Source organism: Gordonia sp. 852002-50395_SCH5434458 (genome assembly GCF_001665905.1).
Lineage (GTDB): Bacteria > Actinomycetota > Actinomycetes > Mycobacteriales > Mycobacteriaceae > Gordonia > Gordonia jacobaea.
The window spans coordinates 18,212-37,977 of the sequence record NZ_LZTC01000033.1 but is presented as its reverse complement, the minus strand read 5'-3'; the positions used below and the strand labels follow the sequence as shown (position 1 = coordinate 37,977).

Annotated in this window: 19 protein-coding genes; 9 read left to right on the top strand and 10 right to left on the bottom strand. The window is 66.2% G+C overall.

Annotated features, from left to right (window positions below; all coding sequences use genetic code 11):
- Positions 1-123: 123 nt before the first annotated feature.
- The 5 genes from A5785_RS23885 to menD all read right to left on the bottom strand — a co-directional run bounded on the left by A5785_RS23885 (position 124) and on the right by menD (position 4,999).
- Positions 124-297 carry a class I SAM-dependent methyltransferase gene (locus A5785_RS23885; protein WP_269449564.1) on the bottom strand — a complete coding sequence of 58 codons (174 nt, stop codon included), beginning with the start codon at positions 295-297 and terminating at the stop codon, positions 124-126.
- 191 nt (positions 298-488) lie between these two features.
- Positions 489-1,184, bottom strand: a complete 696-nt coding sequence (locus tag A5785_RS06375) for a demethylmenaquinone methyltransferase (RefSeq protein ID WP_049699010.1) — start codon at positions 1,182-1,184, stop codon at positions 489-491.
- A 13-nt stretch (positions 1,185-1,197) separates the two neighbouring features.
- Positions 1,198-2,355, bottom strand: a complete 1,158-nt coding sequence (locus A5785_RS06370) for a glycosyltransferase family 4 protein (protein WP_049698667.1) — start codon at positions 2,353-2,355, stop codon at positions 1,198-1,200.
- Positions 2,356-2,365: 10 nt separating this feature from the next.
- Positions 2,366-3,097, bottom strand: coding sequence for a DUF3592 domain-containing protein (locus tag A5785_RS24000; RefSeq protein ID WP_064865281.1), 732 nt, complete (start codon positions 3,095-3,097; stop codon positions 2,366-2,368).
- 204 nt (positions 3,098-3,301) lie between these two features.
- A complete protein-coding gene (gene menD / locus A5785_RS06360; protein WP_064865277.1) occupies positions 3,302-4,999 on the bottom strand; it encodes a 2-succinyl-5-enolpyruvyl-6-hydroxy-3-cyclohexene-1-carboxylic-acid synthase in 1,698 nt (565 codons plus the stop codon).
- 100 nt (positions 5,000-5,099) lie between these two features.
- On the opposite strand from menD, the gene A5785_RS06355 reads away from it, so the two are divergent.
- The 3 genes from A5785_RS06355 (at position 5,100) to A5785_RS06345 (ending at position 8,318) form a co-directional block, all read left to right on the top strand.
- Positions 5,100-5,717, top strand: coding sequence for a class I SAM-dependent methyltransferase (locus A5785_RS06355; RefSeq protein ID WP_049698665.1), 618 nt, complete (start codon positions 5,100-5,102; stop codon positions 5,715-5,717).
- Between the two features lie 59 nt (positions 5,718-5,776).
- Complete coding sequence (locus tag A5785_RS06350) at positions 5,777-6,919, top strand: AbrB family transcriptional regulator (protein WP_049698664.1); 1,143 nt, start codon at positions 5,777-5,779, stop codon at positions 6,917-6,919.
- 85 nt (positions 6,920-7,004) lie between these two features.
- Positions 7,005-8,318, top strand: coding sequence for a saccharopine dehydrogenase family protein (locus A5785_RS06345; RefSeq protein ID WP_049698663.1), 1,314 nt, complete (start codon positions 7,005-7,007; stop codon positions 8,316-8,318).
- Positions 8,319-8,416: 98 nt separating this feature from the next.
- On the opposite strand, the gene A5785_RS06340 is transcribed toward A5785_RS06345, so the two are convergent.
- The 3 genes from A5785_RS06340 to A5785_RS23470 all read right to left on the bottom strand — a co-directional run bounded on the left by A5785_RS06340 (position 8,417) and on the right by A5785_RS23470 (position 10,331).
- Complete coding sequence (locus A5785_RS06340; RefSeq protein WP_049698662.1) at positions 8,417-9,406, bottom strand: GGDEF domain-containing protein; 990 nt, start codon at positions 9,404-9,406, stop codon at positions 8,417-8,419.
- 85 nt (positions 9,407-9,491) lie between these two features.
- The gene (locus tag A5785_RS06335) at positions 9,492-10,148 is read right to left on the bottom strand and encodes a PaaI family thioesterase (protein WP_049698661.1); all 657 of its coding nucleotides are present in this window, start codon (positions 10,146-10,148) and stop codon (positions 9,492-9,494) included.
- 21 nt (positions 10,149-10,169) lie between these two features.
- On the bottom strand, positions 10,170-10,331 hold the full coding sequence (locus tag A5785_RS23470) for a hypothetical protein (protein ID WP_197494623.1): 162 nt from the start codon (positions 10,329-10,331) through the stop codon (positions 10,170-10,172).
- A gap of 63 nt (positions 10,332-10,394) precedes the next feature.
- On the opposite strand from A5785_RS23470, the gene A5785_RS06330 reads away from it, so the two are divergent.
- Positions 10,395-11,366, top strand: coding sequence for a 1,4-dihydroxy-2-naphthoyl-CoA synthase (locus tag A5785_RS06330; protein ID WP_049698660.1), 972 nt, complete (start codon positions 10,395-10,397; stop codon positions 11,364-11,366).
- A 19-nt stretch (positions 11,367-11,385) separates the two neighbouring features.
- On the opposite strand, the gene A5785_RS06325 is transcribed toward A5785_RS06330, so the two are convergent.
- Positions 11,386-12,453, bottom strand: a complete 1,068-nt coding sequence (locus A5785_RS06325; protein WP_231895439.1) for an EAL domain-containing protein — start codon at positions 12,451-12,453, stop codon at positions 11,386-11,388.
- A gap of 391 nt (positions 12,454-12,844) precedes the next feature.
- On the opposite strand from A5785_RS06325, the gene A5785_RS06320 reads away from it, so the two are divergent.
- Positions 12,845-13,489 carry a YdcF family protein gene (locus A5785_RS06320; RefSeq protein WP_049698658.1) on the top strand — a complete coding sequence of 215 codons (645 nt, stop codon included), beginning with the start codon at positions 12,845-12,847 and terminating at the stop codon, positions 13,487-13,489.
- On the opposite strand, the gene A5785_RS06315 is transcribed toward A5785_RS06320, so the two are convergent.
- Entirely contained in the window at positions 13,424-14,842 is a 1,419-nt protein-coding gene (locus A5785_RS06315; protein WP_049698657.1) for an O-antigen ligase family protein, read from the bottom strand. The genes A5785_RS06320 and A5785_RS06315 overlap by 66 nt on opposite strands.
- 166 nt (positions 14,843-15,008) lie before the next feature.
- On the opposite strand from A5785_RS06315, the gene A5785_RS06310 reads away from it, so the two are divergent.
- Genes A5785_RS06310 through A5785_RS06295 form a run of 4 tightly spaced genes read left to right on the top strand, consistent with a single transcriptional unit; the run spans position 15,009 to position 19,676 of the window.
- The gene (locus A5785_RS06310; protein WP_082938126.1) at positions 15,009-16,454 is read left to right on the top strand and encodes a polysaccharide biosynthesis tyrosine autokinase; all 1,446 of its coding nucleotides are present in this window, start codon (positions 15,009-15,011) and stop codon (positions 16,452-16,454) included.
- Complete coding sequence (locus tag A5785_RS06305; RefSeq protein WP_049698655.1) at positions 16,451-17,749, top strand: lipase family protein; 1,299 nt, start codon at positions 16,451-16,453, stop codon at positions 17,747-17,749. The genes A5785_RS06310 and A5785_RS06305 overlap by 4 nt, the downstream gene beginning before the upstream one ends.
- Positions 17,746-18,435 (top strand): hypothetical protein, encoded by a 690-nt coding sequence (locus A5785_RS06300; RefSeq protein ID WP_049698654.1) that lies wholly within the window; start codon positions 17,746-17,748, stop codon positions 18,433-18,435. Before A5785_RS06305 ends, A5785_RS06300 begins: the two co-directional genes overlap by 4 nt.
- Positions 18,432-19,676 (top strand): lipase family protein, encoded by a 1,245-nt coding sequence (locus tag A5785_RS06295; protein ID WP_053117421.1) that lies wholly within the window; start codon positions 18,432-18,434, stop codon positions 19,674-19,676. The genes A5785_RS06300 and A5785_RS06295 overlap by 4 nt, the downstream gene beginning before the upstream one ends.
- Positions 19,677-19,766: the final 90 nt, after the last annotated feature.

Genomic DNA, 19,766 nt, shown 5'->3' with positions numbered 1-19,766 from the left:
TATGCGATCGTCGGCAGCGTCAGATGTGTATAAGAGACAGCAATTGTGACGTGAGCGGGGGGCCGAGGAGATTATTGTCTTGGCGTCCCGCTGACGACCGAGTTGTGTACGCACCCGGCCGCCCTAGGCCTTGCGACCCGTGTGCACCGCGGCGATCCCGCCGGTCAGGTTCTGCCAGCGCACGTCGGTGAACCCCGCGCCGCTCAAGAGCTGCGCCGAGCAGTGCCCGGCGGCTAAATGTGTGTCGAATCGAAGGATCTGTGTGCTGCAGCACCCACATCTTTCGATAAGACACACATCTACGAGGCCAGCACCCGCGCGCGCCCGAACCCGGCCCGCTGATCGAGGCCCGCGTGACACCTTGCTCGACGCCCGCCAAACTGCCACACCCGCGGCGCGCGTACACAACTCGGTCGTCAGCGCGACGCCAAGACAATAATCTCCTCGGCGCCCCCCTCACGTCACAATTGTGTACGCATCCGGTCGCCCTAGGCCTTGCGGCCCGTGTGCACCGCGGCGATCCCGCCGGTCAGGTTCTGCCAGCGCACGTCGGTGAACCCCGCGGCGCGGATCAGGTCGCCTAACCCGAACTGGTCCGGCCACGCCCGAATCGACTCCGCCAGATACACATACGCCGCCGGATTGCTCGACACCTTGGTCGCCACCACGGGCAGCGCCTTCATCAGATACTCCATGTAGACGGTGCGAAACGGCCCGAAGGTCGGGGTCGAGAACTCGCAGATCGCAAGTCGCCCACCGGGTTTCAGCACACGGCTCAGTTCGGACAGCGCAAGTGGAACGTCCTGCACGTTCCGCAGCCCGAACGAGATCGTCGCGGCGTCAAACGATCCGTCGGCAAACGGCAACGCCAGCGCGTCGGCCGCGACCTTGGGAACGTCGCGGTCGGCGCCCGCCTTCAACATGCCCAGCGAGAAGTCGGCGGCGATGCACGTCGCCCCCGACTCCCCCAGCTCGACGGTCGAGACCGCGGTCCCCGCCGCGAGATCCAGGACAACGTCCGACGGGCCCAGCGCCAGTGCCTTGCGTGTCGCTTTGCGCCACCGACGGTCCTGCGCGAAGGAGAGCACAGTATTCGTGATGTCGTAGCGCTTCGCGACGCCGTCGAACATCGCGGCGACCTCGGCAGGCGCCTTGTCGAGACCTGCGCGGTCGGTGATGGCCATGCCGACCACGCTACTACCCGGCCAACAGCTCCGAATCGGTCAGTCCGCTCTGCCCGGCGATCACCGCGCGGTAGTGCCCGACCAGTTGCTCGCAGATCGCAGGCCAGGTCCGATCGCGCACCGCCGCAAGCCCCGCCCGCCCCATCGCCGCGCGATGCGTGTCGTCGCGCAGCACGTCGATCACCTCGGGCAACTTTGCCGAGTACGACGCCGGCTCGAGCAGATACCCCGTCCGCCACGCCGAGACCAGATCACGCGGCCCACCGGCGTCCGGCCCGACGACCGGCAGCCCGCTGGCCATCGCCTCCTGGATCGCCTGGCAGAACGTCTCGTGCTCGCCCGCATGCGTGAACACGTCGAGGCTCGCGTACGCACGAGCCAACTCGACGCCGCGCAACTCCCCGGTGAACACCGCGTCGGGCAGCAGTCGCGTCAACCTCGCGCGCTCCGGTCCGTCGCCGACGATCACCACCCGCACCGAGTCGTCGTGCGCGAGCGATGCCAACCGCTCGACGTGCTTCTCCGGCGCCAACCGGCCGACGAATCCGACGACCAACCGCTCCCGATCACCCATCCACTCACGACGCAGCGCCTCGTCGCGCCGAGTCGGATTGAACAACTGCGTGTCGACGCCGCGCCCCCACCGATACAGGCGCGGAACACCATGTGCACCAAGCGATTTTAGCGTCGCACTCGACGGAACCAACGTACGGTCACACATCTCGTGCAGACGCTTGGTGTAGCGCCACGCCGCGCGTGAGGCCACGCCGAGCCGGTACGCATCGGCAAAACCCGCGATGTCGGTCTGGAACACCGCGACCGTGGGGATGTCGAGTCGTCGAGCAACCACAGCCGCGGCCCCGCCCACCACGAACGGCGACGCGAGATGCACGACGTCGGGCTGAAAATCACGCAAGGTCCGATACAGCACCGGCGCGGGCACACCCACCGGCAACGACGACACCCGCGGCACCTTCACCGACGGCAACAGATGCACCGGCGTGCGCCGACCCACCAGTCGCGGACCACGTTCGACGCCGCGCGCCGAGTCGGGAGCGATCACGACGGCCTCGTGGCCCTGACGTTCGAGGTGGTCGATGACCCGGAGAACCGAGTTCACGACCCCGTTGACCTGCGGAAGGAAACTCTCGGCGGCGATTGCGACGCGCATGCCGCAAGAATCAGCGGCCGAGGTTTCCGGCAACCTCGGCCGACGTGTCGGGTCTCGAAACTCCGCGTGAAGTCTCGGCAGCCGACGACTTGGACTCCGCGCCAGTCGAGGACGCCTCGGCCTCCGCCTGCGCACCGGACCTCTGTGCACCGTCATCGCCCCGCGCAGCGCCGCTCCCCGCGTCGGCTTCGCCCCGCGCAGCGCCGTCGGCCTGCGCACCGGCGCCCTCCGCGTCGGCCTCGTCGCGCGCACCACCGTCGGCCTGGGCACCAGCGCTCCCCGCGTCGGCCTCGTCGCGCGCGGCGCGGAGGGCAGCGCGGCGTCGGCCCCAGCGTCGGGAGAACTCCGCGACGCCGAGCATCAGCGCCCCGACGACGATCCACCCCAGCACCGCCACCGACACCGCGGGCACGATCGAGAGCACAGCGGTGCGCCCTGTCGGTTTCGCGAGGTCGGGGTTGGCGGTGCTGTAGTCGACTCGAATCCGCTGGCCCGCGGTCAGCTCCGTCGGATACAGCAGCCCGAGCCGCGGACTGTGCACCGAGCCGTCGGGCGTCTGGAAGTACGCGTTGGCGTGCAGCCGGTCGGCGTACACGACGTCGGCGGTGACCGTGGCCTTGTGCTTCTCGATCTCCGCGTCGTTGCGGAAGCACGCGACGATGAGCACAAGGCACATCGCGGTCACGACCATCCCGAGCGTGAGCAACACCTTCTGCACGCGTCGCAGGATGGTCGGATTCATGGCTGCCAGGATAACCGCCGGGTCCGACGCCCCCGTCGGGCGCGGCTCCTCGCGCAGAAAACTACGTCCTGTGGGCCGCGGACCTGTACTGGTACACCCCGACCACCCCAGGGGGGGGTGCACTTTTCTGCGCGCACCGCCGGCCGCCCACCCCACCCCACCCCAGCCGCGCAGCACGGCCCGACCCAAAGCCAGCCCCGACCCCTACCCCGACACCCGAGCGGCGATGGCGGCGTGCACGTCGCGCAGTCGGCCGCGGTCGGTGACCACCTCGACGACCTCGATGCCCCCGGCGTCGTCCGGCAGCTCCTCGCCAAGCACGGCGGCGAGTTCGCCCAGCGACACCCGACGATGCGCCACCCGCATCCCGGCGCACAGGGCGGCCAGGTCGGTGCGGTGCGGCGTCCCGAAGACCCGCTCGTACGCCCCCGACAACGCGCCGGAGTCGAGCCGCGGATCGCCCTGCTCGAGCAGCCCGAAGATCCCGCCGCCGTCGTCATTGGCCACGACGATCCGCAGCGACGACGGGCGCGGCTCACCCGGCCCGATGATCAGCCCGGTCGAGTCGTGGATGAACGTCAGGTCGCCCATCAGAGCGACGGTCGACGCCGCACCCCCGGCCAGCGCAGCGCCGATCGCCGTCGAATTGGTCCCGTCGATCCCCGCGACGCCGCGGTTCGACAGCACGCGCACACCCTCGGACACCCGACCCGCCAGCGCGACGTCGCGAATCGGATTACTCGCCCCGACCACGAACTGATCACCCGCCGACAACGCAGCACTCACCACGCGCGCGACGTGCAGCCCGGTCGGCGGCCCCGGTTCGTCGAGCACGGCGTCGACAGCTCCCAGCACGCGCTGCTCGAGGGCGGCGCACTCCTTGAGCCATTCCTCGCGCGGCTCGCCGCTGACCTCCGCGCGCGTTCCGGTCGCGTAGACGTTGCCCGACACGTCCGGCCAGCGCGGCCCGGTGGTCAGCGCATAGACGCGCACCTCCGGATCGGCCAGCAGCCGCGACACCCCGCGATGCAGCGTCGGACGCCCGCAGATGATGGCCTGCTGCGGCTTGATCGATCCCAGCGCCAGCGGGTGCAGCGGCGTCGCGGCGTGCGGCGCTGTCGGCTCCGCGACGGTCGGCACGCCCGCCAACTCCGGATGCACACCCGACCCGTGCCCCGAGATCACCACGGTGTCCAGCGAGAGATCGATCGGCAGCGGGACGTCGAGCTTGGCCACGGGCGCCTGCGTCCACGGCACGCCGCCAGGTCGTCCGGAGAACGCGCCGAGATCCTCGGACGTACTCGTGACGTCGGGCACCAGCGGCTCGCGCAGCGGAATGTCGAACTGCACGGGCCCGGGATTTCCCGTCCGCGCACCACGCGCAGACGCCAACACACGCCCGACGGCCGAACGCCACTGACTGTTCGCGTCGAGGCCCTCCTCGGCCAGCCCGATGCTGATCGCCGCCCGCACCTGCGTCCCGAAGATCCCGAACTGCTCGACGGTTTGATTGGCGCCAGATCCCAGCAGCTCATACGGCCGATTCGCACTGACAACGACGAGCGGCACCCGCGCGTAGTTCGCCTCGAACACCGCGGGCCCCATGTTGGCGACGGCCGTGCCGCTCGTCATCACGATCGGCACCGGCTGCCTCGACGACACCGCCAACCCCAACGCCAAAAACCCCGCCGACCTCTCGTCGATCCGCACGTGCAGCCGCAGCCGACCCTCCCGATCCGCCAGGTACAGCGCATAGGCGAGCGGCGCGTTGCGCGACCCTGGACACAGCACGGCCTCCCGCACACCTCCGCGGATCATCTCGTCGACGATCACCCGCGCCTGCAACGTCGACGGATTCGGCCCACCCGCCTCCGCAGGCGTGGAACTCGCCGCGCCAGGCATGGAGTTCGTCGACTCTGTCGAGGAATTCATGAGCTCCAGCCTATGTCCGCACCTAAAGTGATCTCCGATACGTGCCGTCGGCTCGACGGAAGGTTGGCAAGTGGGCTTCTACACCGATCACGTTCTGCCGCGCGTCATCAACGTGACGTGCGGGTCGTCGATGCTCGACCCTCTTCGACGCCGCGCATGCACGCCACTCTCTGGCCGGGTCGTCGAGATCGGCTTCGGCTCCGGCCGCAACGTCGGCCTCTACCCGGCCGCCGTCACGTCCGTCGACGCGATCGAACCCTCCGACGTCGCGTGGAACATGGCCGTCGAGCACGTCACCGCCTCGCCCGTCCCCATCCGCCGCGCCGGACTCGATGGCCAGCGCCTCCCCTTCGACAACGACACGTTCGACGCCGCGCTCTCGACCTTCACCCTCTGCACCATCCCCGACGTCGACGCCGCACTCGCCGAGATCGCCCGCGTCGTGCGCCCCGGCGGCACCGTCGTCTTTCTCGAACACGGCACCGCGCCCGACGACGCCGTCCGACGCTGGCAGCGACGCCTCGAACCGATCCAGAAACGCACCGCAGGCGGCTGCCACCTCACCCGCGACATCCCGAAACTGTTGACGGACAACGGTTTCGACCTCACCGCACTCGACCAGTTCTACCAACACGGCGCACCCCGACCCTTCGCCGCACTCAGCCTGGGCAGCGCAACCGCCCCCTGACCCAAACCGCCCCCTCGCTCCACCCGACCGCTCGCTCGCCCCCTCGCTACGCTCGACTAATGACCCGCTGGTTCCTGCTCGCCGCCTTCACGGTCGGCGTCAGTGTCCTGCTGGACCTCATCGACGTCGACGCCGCACCCCTGTTCGCCGGACTGCTCGTCGCCGCACTCCTCGCGATCGTCGGATACGCCCCGCGCCCACGCACGCTCGCCGACACAAGCACCCAAACCGCGGCCGCACCACACCCCGACAGCGCAACAGAACCCGCCGACAAGGCCAAAAACGACGCCACCGACCCGCCGATGGTCCCCCGCGCGGCGATGTTGGCGGCGCAGGGCACGGTCGGCGTCTACATCGGCACCATGGCCGATCCGACGACCATCTCGGGCCTCGGCTCCGCCTGGCTGCCGGTCCTCGTCGTGGGGCTCGGCACGCTCGCGCTATCGGTCGCGGGCGGCGCGCTCCTCGGCCTGCACCGCGACGTCGACGCCCTGACCGGCTCACTCGCTCTGGTGGCCGGCGGGGCGTCGGGTCTCGTCGCGCTGACCCGCGATCTAGGTGGTGACGAGCGCGTCGTCGCGGTCGTCCAGTACGTCCGGGTCGCACTCGTGACCAGCACCATTCCGCTCGTCGCGTCGCTGGTGTTCCACGCGTCGTCGTCGAATGTCGTTGTCGCCCGGCCGACCTGGACAGAACAGGCCGCGGGCGTCGCGCTCCTCGCGATCTGCATCGGGGTCGGCCTCCCGCTCGGAAAACTCATCCACCTCCCCGCAGCGGGCCTCCTCGGCCCGATGGCCCTCGCAACGGCAGCAGAACTCACCGGGATTGCAGGCGACGCCGCCGTTCCCTCGGTCCTGCTCGCCGCCGCATACGCGGTGATCGGCTGGCAGGCGGGCCTCGGGTTCACGCTCCCCCGACTCCGCGCCATCGGCCGCATCCTGCCCGCCGCAGTCGTGCTGATCCTCGCGATCGGCGTCGGCTGCGCGCTGCTCGGCGTGCTCCTCTCCTGGTGGACGGGCGAGTCGATGTTCGACTGCTACCTCGCCACCACCCCGGGCGGTATCTACGCGGTGCTCGCGGCGGCGACTGCCGCGGGCTCCAACGTCGCATTCGTCGTCGCGGCGCAGATCCTGCGCGTACTGCTCATGCTGTTCGTCGCGCCCTTCGCGGCACGCGCGGCCGCCCGCAGGCTCACCCCCTGAAACCCGTGCCTGACCTGCGACGCTGCACCCGTACAACGACGCAGCCCATTGTTACTGTGACTGGAGTCGCATATACATTGAACTCATGACCGGTGAAAGCCAGCCCGAAAACATCCAGTCGTCAGCCTCGACGAGCCCGTCCGTGGCGCCCGATATCCGCGAATTCGACGTCGTCGTCTTCGGCGCCACCGGATTCGTCGGTGAACTCACCGCCCGCTACCTCGCCGAGCATGCTCCCGCCGGAACACGCATCGCGCTCGCGGGGCGTTCTGAGACCAAACTCGCCGACACCCGACGCCGCCTGCCAGACGCCGCTCGCAACTGGCCGCTCATCGTCGCCGACTCGTCGTCGCCCGCATCGCTCGACGCCATGGTCGCCCGCACGCGCGTCATCTGCACCACCGTCGGGCCGTACCTGCGCTACGGCGAGGCACTCGTCGTCGCCGCAGCCAGCGCGGGCACCGACTACGTCGACCTCACCGGCGAGGTCCCCTTCGTGCACTACTCCATCCAGAAAGCCCACGAGATCGCGGAGGCCACCGGCGCACGCATCGTGCATTCGTGCGGATTCGATTCCGTCCCTTCCGATCTCGCCGCTTACGAGCTCTATCGCGGAGTCACCGATGCCGACGCGGGCGAAATGACCGACACCACCATGGTCGTGGCTGCGATGCGCGGCGGCGTCTCGGGCGGAACCATCGACTCGATGCGCGTGATCGCCGAGCAGGCAAAGGATTCCAGCGTCCGACGCCTCCTACTCAACCCACAGGCGCTCTCGGGCGCACCCGCCCAGACCCCGCGAGCCGCGCTGTCGTCGGAGCCGAGCGACATCGGAATCATCAACGCGCACAAGGTCGACGAATCGCTGCGCGGAACCCTCGCACCGTTCTTCATGGCTTCGCACAACACGCGCATAGTTCGACGCTCCAACGCACTCCTCGACGGCGCGTACGGCAAGGACTTCCACTACGCCGAGACCATGTCCGTCGGCGGTGTCCCGGGAGTGTCGACGGTCATCGCGGGCGCCGTCGGTATCGGGTCCGGCGCGTTCCTCGGCGCGATGTCGTTCACCCCGACGCGCGCGCTCCTCGACCGCGTGCTTCCGAAACCGGGCTCCGGTCCCAGCGAAAAGGCGCGGGAGAACGGCTATTTCGTGATCCGCACCTACACGCGCACCACGACCGGTCGACGCTTCCGCTCCACCTTCTCGATGAAGGGCGACCCCGGATACAAGGCCACGGCCGTCATGCTCGGCGAGAGCGCACTGACACTCGCACTGAACCGCCACCAGTTGCCCTCGCGCGCAGGCGTTCTCACACCCGCCGTCGCGATGGGCGACGCACTGATCGACCGACTCCACACCGCGGGCGCGACAATCGAGGTCACCGAACTGCACTGAAGCCAAACACCTGAAGCCAAACAGCTAAAGCAAAACAACTGCACCCCGCCCCAACACCCGCACGGCACCAAATAGCCGCACCGCCGCGCCGACGACCCCTAGATCAGCCGTCGCTTGTGGCGCAGCATCATTCCGTCCGCCTCGTCGAACAGGGTCCGCAGCGTCCTGGCGTCATCCGGCCCACACTGCGCCCACCCGATCGCGACGCCGAAGTGCGGCACTCGTGCACGTAGAAGTTCGACGCGCGATCGGAACTGCGAGACCTCATCCGGTCCGCCGCGCGCAACCAACGCGAACTCGTCGCCTCCAACCCGGGCGGCCAAATCGCCACCGTCGAGCACCCACCTGAACGACTCGCCGATACCGGAGAGGTGACTGTCACCGACGAAGTGTCCGTGAAAGTCGTTGATTCCCTTGAGGTTGTTGACGTCGATGAAGGCGACAATCACATGGTCTCCCGACGCGAGGGCCTCGTCGACAAAGGTCTGTCCGCGCTCGGTCAGTCCTCGACGGTTGAGCAGACCCGTGAGCTCGTCGGTCACCGCCATATGCGCGATGGTCTCGGTGGCCGCCCCGAGGCGACGCTCGGTGCGTCGCCAGGTCAGCGCGATCACGAGCGCGAGCACGTCAGCCTTGAGCAACTGCACGGCTACGACGCCCAGCGGAGCGGCCTGCGGATAGCGCCACGCCAACAGCAGCGCCGCCACATTTAGCCCGACGATCAGCGCGAGCGCGATGCGCGGATACGGGACGAGTGCCCCGATCCCGACGATGACCAGCAGCGTTCCGATCGACGGGTAGGCGACGTGCGTGCAGAGCACGTAAGCGAGAGGATTCGCGGCAACAAGCAGCGCAGCCGCAGTGACCAGCACCGGAGCGGTGCGCGACGTGATCGCCCCCGGCCGCCGCCAGATCATCCACGCGGCAACGCCGAGCACGACGGCCGTGACCGCCGCAACCGATGATGCAGGACGTGCTCCGGGCGTTGTGTCGAGAGTGACCTGCACAAACGTAACCACCGCGAACAGGAGTGCTCCCAGCGCGACGGTGATCGCCAGGCGGTCGTCGACCACCGAATGCCGGTCCATGCCTGTCAATCTCCCTGGTACTCATGACCCCTGGGATATGGACAACCCCCGACGTAGACGCCCCCGACCCTGGTACCTCGAAATGTTACGGCTGACCAGGCTTCAGCTCAATAAATAGCGAATCCAGCTCGGCACACAGACGGTCGCCGTCGTGGAGGGTGCCCTTCACGAAGGCCTTGCGCCCTTCACGCTTGTCGACCCAGGTGCGGCACGTCAGCGGCGTCGACAACGGTGTCAGCGAGCGGTATTGGACCGTCAGATATGCGGTGCGGGTGACCCCGTTGATCGCGAGCGCCGACGCCATGCCGCCGAGATCGTCGAATGCGACCCCCACCTGCCCTCCGTGCGCCGCGTTGTTGCCACCGAGGTGAAACGGCCTGAAGGTGACCTCTGCGACCACTCCGTCGGCGCTCGCCGACGAGATCACGTACGGCGGGAGCGTGATGTTGCCTCGTGCAGGAAGGTCTACGCGGGTTCCCGCGGGAGTGTGCCACTCGTCGACCTGGACCTTCTCCAGTCGTTCGTTGAGGGCGGTTATCTGCTCGAGTAGCTCGTCGGTCTCCGCGCCCTCGGGACTCGCGTAGCGGGCGAGGTCCATGAGCCGTCGGATCTGCTCGTTGAGCTCGGCGTATCGGGGTCCGCCGCGGTCGGTCGTGACCTCGATCCTTGCGCGGAATCCGCCCTCGTGGGGCGACTCCTCTTCGGAGCGGATGTCCCAACCGTCGCGCGTGTCAGATGCCATCTGGCCACCGTATATGGCCGGTCAGCCCTCGTGCTTGTCGGATTCGGAACCGCTTGCGAGCTGGGTCGGACGGGGCGCTTCGCGCCGGTCACGCTGCCTGATCACGGCACCGACCACCAGGGCGACGACCACCGAGATCGTCACCCAGGCGACGATCACAATCGCGATCACCTCGAATGACATGCATCAAGGGTGCCAGATGGGGCTTCGCGAAGGCCACTCATCGGACAACTAAGGTCAATATTCATGACCTCCGGTGAGACCCAGCACGCATCAGACCAGCCCTTCGACCCCAGCCAGTGGACCACAGTCGAAGGCTTCGACGACCTCACCGACATCACCTACCACCGCCACGTCGGCACGAGCCGCGCCGACGGAATCGTGCGCATCGCCTTCAACCGGCCCGAGGTTCGAAACGCGTTCCGCCCCCACAGCGTCGACGAGCTCTACCGCACCCTCGACCACGCTCGACGCAGCCCCGACGTCGGAACAATCCTGCTCACCGGCAACGGCCCGAGCCCCAAGGACGGCGGCTGGGCCTTCTGTTCCGGCGGCGATCAGCGCATCCGTGGACGGTCGGGCTACCAGTACGCGACCAGCCACGACTCCGACGTCACTCGCGCCGACGCCACCGGGGTCGACGAGGCGCGCGTCAAGGCCGAGGGCGGCCGACTGCACATCCTCGAGGTACAACGACTCATCCGCACCATGCCCAAGGTCGTGATCGCCGTGGTCAACGGTTGGGCCGCCGGCGGCGGGCACTCGCTGCACGTCGTCTGCGACCTGACGCTCGCCTCGCGTGAGCACGCCCGCTTCAAGCAGACCGACGCCGACGTCGGCTCGTTCGACGCCGGATACGGCAGCGCCTATCTCGCCAAGCAGGTCGGCCAGAAGTTCGCCCGCGAGATCTTCTTCCTCGGCGAGGCATACGACGCCGAGACCATGCACCGCATGGGCGCGGTCAACCGCGTCGTCGACCACGCCGACCTCGAGCGCACAGCCATCGACTGGGCACGGGCGATCAACGGCAAATCGCCGACGGCCCAGCGCATGTTGAAGTTCGCGTTCAACCTCACCGACGATGGACTGATGGGCCAGCAGGTCTTCGCCGGCGAGGCCACTCGCCTGGCGTACATGACCGACGAGGCCGTCGAGGGCCGAGATGCGTTCTTGGAGAAGCGTTCTCCGGAGTGGGACGCCTTCCCGTACTACTACTGAACCCGCACCCGGAGGACTACTACGGCGCCGACCCGAACGGCTCGGGTGCGCCGAAGTAGATGCCCTGCGCGAACTGGAAACCCAACTCTTCGACGCCGGTGAAGTCGGCGTGGTGCTCGACGCCCTCCGCGACCGTCGAGATGTTCATCGTCTCGGCCATTTCGCAGATTGCGTGCACCACCGCTCGGTCGGTCGGATTGTTTGCGATAGCCGAGATGAGCGCCCGATCGACCTTGACGACGTCGACCGGTAGGTCCCGCACGTATCGCAGCGCCGAGAATCCCGAGCCGAGGTCGTCGATCGAGATGGTGCAGCCGCTCTCGTGTAGTCGTTCGACGGCACGCTGTGCCTCCGTGTCGAAGTCGATGACCTCGTTTTCCTGGACCTCTATCCAGATCTGACCAGGGCCGAGGCCGTACTTGTCGATCTCGGTGACCACGTGATCGACGATCGTCTCGTCGACGAGCTGCTGCCGCGAGAGGTTGATGCTGACGAACGCGTCCGGGCCGCACATCGGTTTGATCGACTCGTGGAGCGCTCGGACAGCCTGAGTCACCCCGTTGCGACCGATGGGCAGGATCGTCGACGTCTGTTCGGCGACGGCGAGGAAGTCGCCGGGCAAGAGCACTCCGTCGGCGGTGATCCACCTCAGCAATGACTCGAACCCGACGGTCGCGCCATCAGCAATCCGCACGATCGGTTGGTAGAACTGTCGGAACTCTGCCTGCGACGAGTTGGTCAGCCTCACCGCGAGGTCGAGGTCGTCTTCAAGCCGCTCATAGATTTCGGGTCCGGCGATTGCCATTCGACGCTGCGATTCCAGAGCAAGGCAGAGCGCGGCGTCGGCCGACCGGACGAGGCTGTCGGCCCCAACGTCTGACGCCGAGGCACCTGACACCGATCCACTCGAGATGCCATAGGCGAAGTCGACGAAGACGCTCACCCCGTCGACTTCGGCCGTCGTGGCGGTGAGGCCCGCCTGTAGAGCGACGAGCAGGGCGTCGACGCCGGGGTCCTGCGGTAGCCGCAGGAGCCATTCGAATCGGTTTCGGGTGTCCAGACCGACGTCGCGCCCCAGCGTTTCCACGAGTTGAGAAACCACCGTGCGCGCTGCCGCCTCGGTCTGCTTACGGCCGAAGACCGCGCACGCCCGGCGCTGCGGATCGGCGAGGATGGCGACGACAATTCCGGGAACGTCATGCCCCCGTACTTGTCCGCCGCCCTCTCCACGCGTGCAGTTTACGATTATCCAAGCGGGCAGGTGTGAATTGGATCCAAGTACCGCTATTCAAGTTCAATTGATCACCGCTTTGGTCTAGCAAATATAGGGTCTGATCTGCGGTTTTGTCGCCCGAGAATCATGGCTTTCAGCCCTCCATCAAGCGCTTTTTTGTGGCCGTCCGTCCTCGGTTCGAGCCAATCAGGGAAGCCTCGACTAAGGTCGACGACGTCAGATTCCCGGCCGGAGGACTTGCCACGTGACGTCGCCCGACCCAACGGACTCCTGCGTCTCCGAGCCCCGCAGCGGACAGGAGACACCCCGCCGTCGACGACGACTCTCCGGCCGTCTGATCAGTTGGGTGCTCGTGATTGTCGTTGTGGTCGTACTCGCCTTCGACGGGGTCGGTTATCAACTCTTTTATCGGGATCATTCCGACCCGCTACGCAAGGTCGACGCCATCGTCGTGCTCGGCGGCGAACACGACGGCCGCGAAGACTACGGTCTACAACTCGCCCGCGAGGGCTACGCCAACACGGTGCTGATCTCCGACCCCTACCTGAACGACGGCTATCACCGGGGCGGCGCGGAACTGATGGAACGCGTCTGCTCGGCGAGCACCGAATCCATCGAAGTCATCTGCTTCAACCCGGATCCCTCGACGACGCGTGGTGAGGCCATGTTCACGGAGCGGATGGCGAAGGAGCGACACTGGCGCTCGGTCATAGTGGTCAGCTGGCGCTACCACCTCTTCCGCGCCCGCTACATCTTCGGCCAGTGCTTCGCAGGCGACGTCGTCATGCGGTCCGTGCCGCGCGACTACGGCCGGTCGATCCCACTATGGACGGCGACCTTCGCCTACCAGTACGTCGGCTTGGCCAAGGCTGCCGTCCTCGGCTGTTGACGTCGAAGTGCGCGAGTCGGCTCGCGCGAGTTCTGACGTGTAGACCAGAAATACGATGAGCAGCGACAGATCTGCGGTCGACACCGGAATGGTGATCGTCGAAAAGTCGAGCTGCAATGCGACCACCGAGAATCCGATGAATCCGCCGCCGTAGAAACCCCATTCCCAGCGGCGCGAACGCAGGCACTGATAACCGAGGTAGCAGCCGTAAATGAGCATCGCGACAAATGCCAGACCGACCAGAATTCCACCACGATAGACAGCCAGCAGGGGTGCGTTCGCGACGTAGTTGGTGGTGAATGACGTTTCAGGATCGATGAACTCGGCCAGTCCCCAGCCTTTTCCGAAAACCCAGTGCCCGGCGACGGTACTCGGATACTCCTTCAGTGCATCCAGACGCGCACTCGACCCCTCGTCCTGGCTACCGAACGACGAGAACACGCGCTGGCGCAGTTGCGGCACCGCAGCCAGCGCGGCAAAGGTGGCCACACCGAGTCCGACGATGGCAAGCCGCTTGCGATTCGACATCGTCTGGAACATGAGCATGAGCACGACACCGACGATCACCGAGAACAGACCCGCACGGCTCAGCGTGAGCAAAAGCGCCAACGCCAAAATCACACCGAGCACGTTGCGTGCGCGCCCGTCGAACAGGACAACACACATGACCAGCGCTACGAAGAATCCGATTCCGGCGGCATTGGGGTCGATATACGTCCCTGCAAGCCGCTGCGTCGCACCTCCGGAGTGATAGACGAAGCGCAGCGCACTGGGGTCGTAGCCGAATAGCTTGAACGGCTTCATCACTCCCGGATAGACCAGCACCCCTGCTGCGACAATCGCGCAGGCGGCGCTGGCCACCACGTACACGCGACCGAACGTCCGTAGCTGGAGTCGCGGAAGGCGCAGAAGCGCGACGATGAGAATAGTTACCGTGAACCATTTCACATATTGGGCTATGTCGGCGAAACCGACGTAGGTTGCCAACATCGAGATTCCACTGACCACAATGAGAACGATCACGAACCAGTCCATTGTGGTCAGCGAGCGCACCTCGATGGGGTGGATCGCGGTCGCCAATATCACAGCGACAGCGAACGCCAATGTCAACGGAACGTGAACACCAGGTAAATGCGCGACCGGCATGAATCCGAGAACAGCGGCGAATGCCCAGAGAAACCAGGTCGGATGCGCCAGGCCAACGTAGGCACCGACAACGACCAGCAGTAACACGATGACAAGAAATGCGGGTTTGGTTCCCACCATCAACGAACCAAACGCCACCACGGCGGCGCTGAGCACCAACAGGGTGCCGAGGATCCATGAGCGCCTAGCTGATTCCACGAGCCACATAGTGACACACCCGATCGTGTAACACTGCGCTCGTCGCGATCGACCAATGGCTGAGGGCAATCCCACACAGCAATTGCCCAAGAACCATGATCCAATCAACTGTCCATTGTTCGACGGTTGAACGAAGCGCCCGCGCGGCGCTGCCCCAGAGAAGGGAACCGGTCAGGTGCCACTCGGCGATTACTGGCGCATCATTGTGCGGTTTTGGTGGGTTCTCGTAGTGGGAGCGCTGGTTGGGGCTTTCGCGGCTTTCGCTTATAGCACGTGGATCTCTCCCGGAAAATACGAATCCACCGCTCGGTTGTTCGTGACCGCGGAGGGTGGAACGTCAGTCGGCGAGAGCTACCAGAACAACCTGTTCGCCCAGGACCGGGTCAACAGCTACGCAACAATTGCGACGAGCGATCAGGTCGCGCAGCGAGCCGCCGAAACTCTCGGCGGCCAGGTCGGCGCCGGGGACCTTCGTGGGAGCGTAACGGCCGTCCCGGTCAAGGACACCGTGATCCTGACGATCACCGCCTCCGCTGACGACGCGAAGCGAGCTCAGGCGTACGCCCAGGCGATTGCCAATTCCACGACCGCAGTGGTTCAGGAACTCGAGACGTCGCGTCGCGGCGACTCCCCTTCCGCGACAGCGGTTCTCTACGACGACGCGAGCCTCCCGTCATCCAAGAGCGGTCTGTCGTGGTGGCTCTGGCTCATCATCGGAGCGGTTGGCGGATTACTGATCGGCGTGCTCGTCGCCGTGGCGATCGGCATCTACCAACGTCGTCGCATCGACAGCGAGTCCGACATCGCCGATACCACCGAGAAGTCCGGCATTCTCGCCGTGATCCCCACCGACCCGGAGCTCACCGACCATTCGTCATTGGAGCCCGCCACCGGACCGACGTCCGACGCGTACCGCCGCCTCGACGCCAACCTCCGATTCATCGCCTCGGGAAGTACTCGACATCGCACCGCGCCGTCGGCGATCACCGTCGTCGGCCCTACCCGCGGCGTCGGCACGACGACCACCGCGGTGAATCTTGCGTCGTCGTTCGCCGCGCGCGGGAAAACCGTGCTGATCATCGACGCCGACCTCGCCGATCCGACCCTCACCGCCGACCTCGGTCAGTCGCCGACCGAAGGCCTGACGACCGTGGCAGTGGGCGAGGTCTCCCTTCACGATGCGACGCTGAGTCTCCACGACGGCGTCGACCTCCTACCGAGTGGGCCGGTTACGTCTGACCCCTGGGGCGCCATCGGCGGAGACGGCTTCGACGCCGTCGTTCAGTCCGCGATCCATTCCTACGACTACGTGATCATCGATGCCGGCCCGCTGTCCGCGTCGCCGGAGCCCCTCACGATCGCCGCTCGCACCGACGGCGCACTGCTCGTGACTCGACGCGGCGTCACCACGAGGAAGCAACTCCGCACATCGACGAAGGCGATCGAGAGTGTCAACGCTCCGCTGCTCGGCGTCGTGCTCACGTTCACGGCCAAGGTCACTCGCAAGCAGGCTGACAGCGCGGCAACGGACAACAACAGCGGTTCACCGACAAGCGATTTCACCGCCGAGCGGGTGTCGGCATCGAAGGTCGACGCAGCCGAGGTGCACGCGGACTCGTGAGCCCTGCCGCACTAGTCTCGACCTTCATCACGCGCCGTCGCGCAACGTCTGCGCTCGCGGTCGGCCTGGTCTGCGTTCTCGCGATCGCAGTGTCGGGATGCGCACGATCGACCGACGACACCCCGCTGACGCTCTCACCGGCGGCTGCTGCGTACCCCGCGTCACCGCTGCCATCGGCATCGCTGACGACGCCCCGCGACACCGGCAAACCGGGGGCGGTTCTGGCCGTCGAGGATCCGCCCCGCGGACCGATCAAGGCCATCAACAATCGTGACGCCGTCGTCAAGCGAATCGTCTACCGTTCGACTTCCGGAATCGACAACTCCGCAACCGAGGTGTCCGGAATTCTCGTCGTCCCCAAGGGCACCCCGCCCGCAGGCGGCTGGCCACTCGTCGCATTCGGCCACGGCAACTCCGGCATCGAGAGCACCTGCGGCCCTTCCGAATACGCCAATCTACTCGGCAACGACACCATCATCGAGGCGTTCCGACTCAACGGCTATGCCGTTGTCATGTCCGACTACCAGGGCCTCGGGTACGGCAAGGACATCCATCCCTTCCTCAACGCGAAGACGTATGGCAACAACCAGATCGACGCCGTCAGAGCTGCACAGGCGATCGCGCCCGACGTGAGCAATCACTGGGTGTCATTCGGGGTTTCGCTCGGCGGCATGGCGGCGTGGGCTGCCGGAGACCGCCAACCCGACTACGGGAGCGACACCAATCTCGACGCGACCGTCGCATTGGTTCCCGTCGGAGATATGAGGGGCCTCGCCGACCGAGCCGCGCAGGGGACACTGACACGCGATCAATACCCGCTTCTCGTCTATGCACTCGACTCGCTGGCGAAAACATTCCCCGACCGTTTCAACCTCGACGACTACCGCTCCGAGCGGGTCAAGTCGGAGTGGGACACCTTGGTCCAGTGCGTTCCCGATTCCACCGGAGATCTGACGGCTACCCAGCGCGCCCTGAGTGAACTGACACCGCAAGACCTGATGCCCAAGAGCGCTGCTGCCACCACCGCGCTGCGCGATCAACTCGCCGACTACGCCCTGCCCGTAGGCCGCACCAACTCGCCCGTTCTCGTCATGTACGGCACCGATGACCCGCTCATCCCTCCGCAGTGGACGGAGCGGGTCATCGGAAAGTCCTGCGAGGCAGGTGAAAACCTCACAATCGTCAAACGCGTTGGGGATACCCACGCCGGACTCGATTCCGCGCAGGCAATTCCCTGGATGAAGGGCGTATTGAACGGCGACAAACCCGAGAGCAATTGCGACAACCGCCCATGAAATCACCATCGACGCGGACCGTCGGCGAATACGCACATATCCTCCTGCGCGGCGGAATTGTGTTGATCTGTGCCGCAATCGCAGGCGGACTCGCAGGCTGGCTGGCAGCCGAGATGACACCGAAAACCTATGAGTCGCAAGCACGCTTGTTCATCGTTGCCCCCGGTTCGGCAACCGTGTCCGGCGCCCGCACGAGTGGTCTCGCCGGACAGCTACGCGCATCCTCCTATCGTGAACTGGCCACCAGCGACCAACTGTTGATGCGTGTCGCTGCCGCACAGTGGCCGGGTATCGATCCGGGGACTCCCCCTGCCGACCTCCGCGAGCGCGTCGTCGCGTCGATAGAACCGACGAATGCCGTGCTGACCATCACGACAACTGGGGATACACCACAAGCCGCACAACAACTTTCCGCGGCGCTCGCCGGAGAGATGCCCAAGCTGGTTGTCGAAGTCGACAACCTGAATGGCCGCGCACCCTACGAGCTGAAGACGATCGACGCCGCCACCGATATGGGCGTGAGCTCGCCGAAGTTGCTCACCTATATAGGCCTCGGCGCCGCCATTGCCGTCGTGTTCACCGCGGTGGCACTCCTCGCATTCAGCCTGCTACGCAACAAAGTCGACGATGCGCTTGGTGTGTCGAACACCCTCAGAGCGACCCGAGAGTTGGAGAAATCGCAGTGAATCGCCCGACCGTACGCGTGCGGATGTTCGTGAGTTGGTTGGCGCTGGCCATCGCGGTCGCGGCAGCAGTGACCGCCTGCGGCTCCGACGAGCAGTCTGCGACGACATCGCCCGGACGTCCTCCCGGCGTTCCGGTGGAAGTGCCACGCGCCGCCACCACCGGGCCCGGAACGGTGTCGTGGGCGCAAACCATGCCGATCCTCGACCGCCGGATCTCGGCGGCAACGAGTCTCGCTGTGCGCGTGGAGTACTCCTCGACCGATCGCGACAACAATCCGACCGTTGTCACCGGCGGCCTATTCGTGCCGGCAGGCCAGGCACCCCAGGGCGGATGGCCGATCATCGGATTCGGCCATGCGACTGTCGGTGTTCTCAGTGAATGCGGGCCGACGCTGGACTCGAGCCTTCGTGGCGCGGCCGATCTCGTCTACGTTCTGCTTGCCCAGGGATACGCGGTGGCAGTCAGTGACTACCAGGGGCTGGGCACCCCCGGCGACGCAGAACCCACGCACCCGTACCTCGACGCGACAACCGAGGGACACAACATCATCGACTCGGTGCGCGCGATGAGGCAGATGTCGCCGTCGAATACCTCCGACAAGTGGGCGGGATTCGGGGTGTCGCAGGGCGGCCAAGCCGCGTGGGCGTCGAACGTTCTCGCCGCCTCCTACGGTAAAGGCCTCGACCTCGTCGGCAGCGTCGCCATCTCGCCTCCCGCCGACATCTCGAAGCTGTCGGACAAGGCCTGGTCGTCGAATCTGACCAAAGATCAGTACGGGCTGTACCAGTGGTTGCTGTTGGCACTCAAGCACGAGAACCCCGACCTCGACCTCGACAGCTATCGGCGAGGCTCCGCCACCACGAACTGGAACGCGTTGTCGCAGTGCGCAGCCCGCTACAGCCAGGAGCGACAGCAGGCCGCTGATGCACTCACCGATGCAGACCTCCGTCCGGACTCCACCACGAGCCGCGAACAACTCGAACAACTCTTGCGTGAGCGAGGCCTCCCTGAGGGCCTACCCACCGCCCCGATTCTGGTCATGTACGGCGGAAAAGACACCCTGATCGACGCCGACTGGACTACCGCCGTCATAGGCGCGAATTGCTCAGCGGGAGCCAATCTCGTCGTGTCCTTCCAACCCGATCGCGGACATGCCGACGTCGATCCCGGCATTGCCATCTCCTGGCTCGAGCAACGAATGCAAGGATCGAGGACCCCATCGGGATGCACGAATATCTGACGCGACACGTTTCCGCTCTCGTTGTATCGTTGACAAGTGAGTGATCACTCCGCGACAGCACCTGAGGAGTCTGTCGAAAAGAGCGCATCA

Excerpts from the sequence above, each read along its gene's own strand:
- A5785_RS06340 (WP_049698662.1), bottom strand. The coding sequence starts at position 9,406 with ATGGACCGGCATTCGGTGGTCGACGACCGCCTGGCGATCACCGTCGCG.
- A5785_RS06350 (WP_049698664.1), top strand. The coding sequence starts at position 5,777 with ATGACCCGCTGGTTCCTGCTCGCCGCCTTCACGGTCGGCGTCAGTGTC.
- A5785_RS06315 (WP_049698657.1), bottom strand. The coding sequence starts at position 14,842 with ATGTGGCTCGTGGAATCAGCTAGGCGCTCATGGATCCTCGGCACCCTG.
- A5785_RS24000 (WP_064865281.1), bottom strand. The coding sequence starts at position 3,097 with ATGAATCCGACCATCCTGCGACGCGTGCAGAAGGTGTTGCTCACGCTC.
- A5785_RS06345 (WP_049698663.1), top strand. The coding sequence starts at position 7,005 with ATGACCGGTGAAAGCCAGCCCGAAAACATCCAGTCGTCAGCCTCGACG.
- A5785_RS06375 (WP_049699010.1), bottom strand. The coding sequence starts at position 1,184 with ATGGCCATCACCGACCGCGCAGGTCTCGACAAGGCGCCTGCCGAGGTC.
- A5785_RS23470 (WP_197494623.1), bottom strand. The coding sequence starts at position 10,331 with ATGTCATTCGAGGTGATCGCGATTGTGATCGTCGCCTGGGTGACGATC.
- menD (WP_064865277.1), bottom strand. The coding sequence starts at position 4,999 with ATGCCTGGCGCGGCGAGTTCCACGCCTGCGGAGGCGGGTGGGCCGAAT.
- A5785_RS06335 (WP_049698661.1), bottom strand. The coding sequence starts at position 10,148 with ATGGCATCTGACACGCGCGACGGTTGGGACATCCGCTCCGAAGAGGAG.
- A5785_RS06370 (WP_049698667.1), bottom strand. The coding sequence starts at position 2,355 with ATGCGCGTCGCAATCGCCGCCGAGAGTTTCCTTCCGCAGGTCAACGGG.
- A5785_RS06300 (WP_049698654.1), top strand. The coding sequence starts at position 17,746 with ATGAAATCACCATCGACGCGGACCGTCGGCGAATACGCACATATCCTC.
- A5785_RS06330 (WP_049698660.1), top strand. The coding sequence starts at position 10,395 with ATGACCTCCGGTGAGACCCAGCACGCATCAGACCAGCCCTTCGACCCC.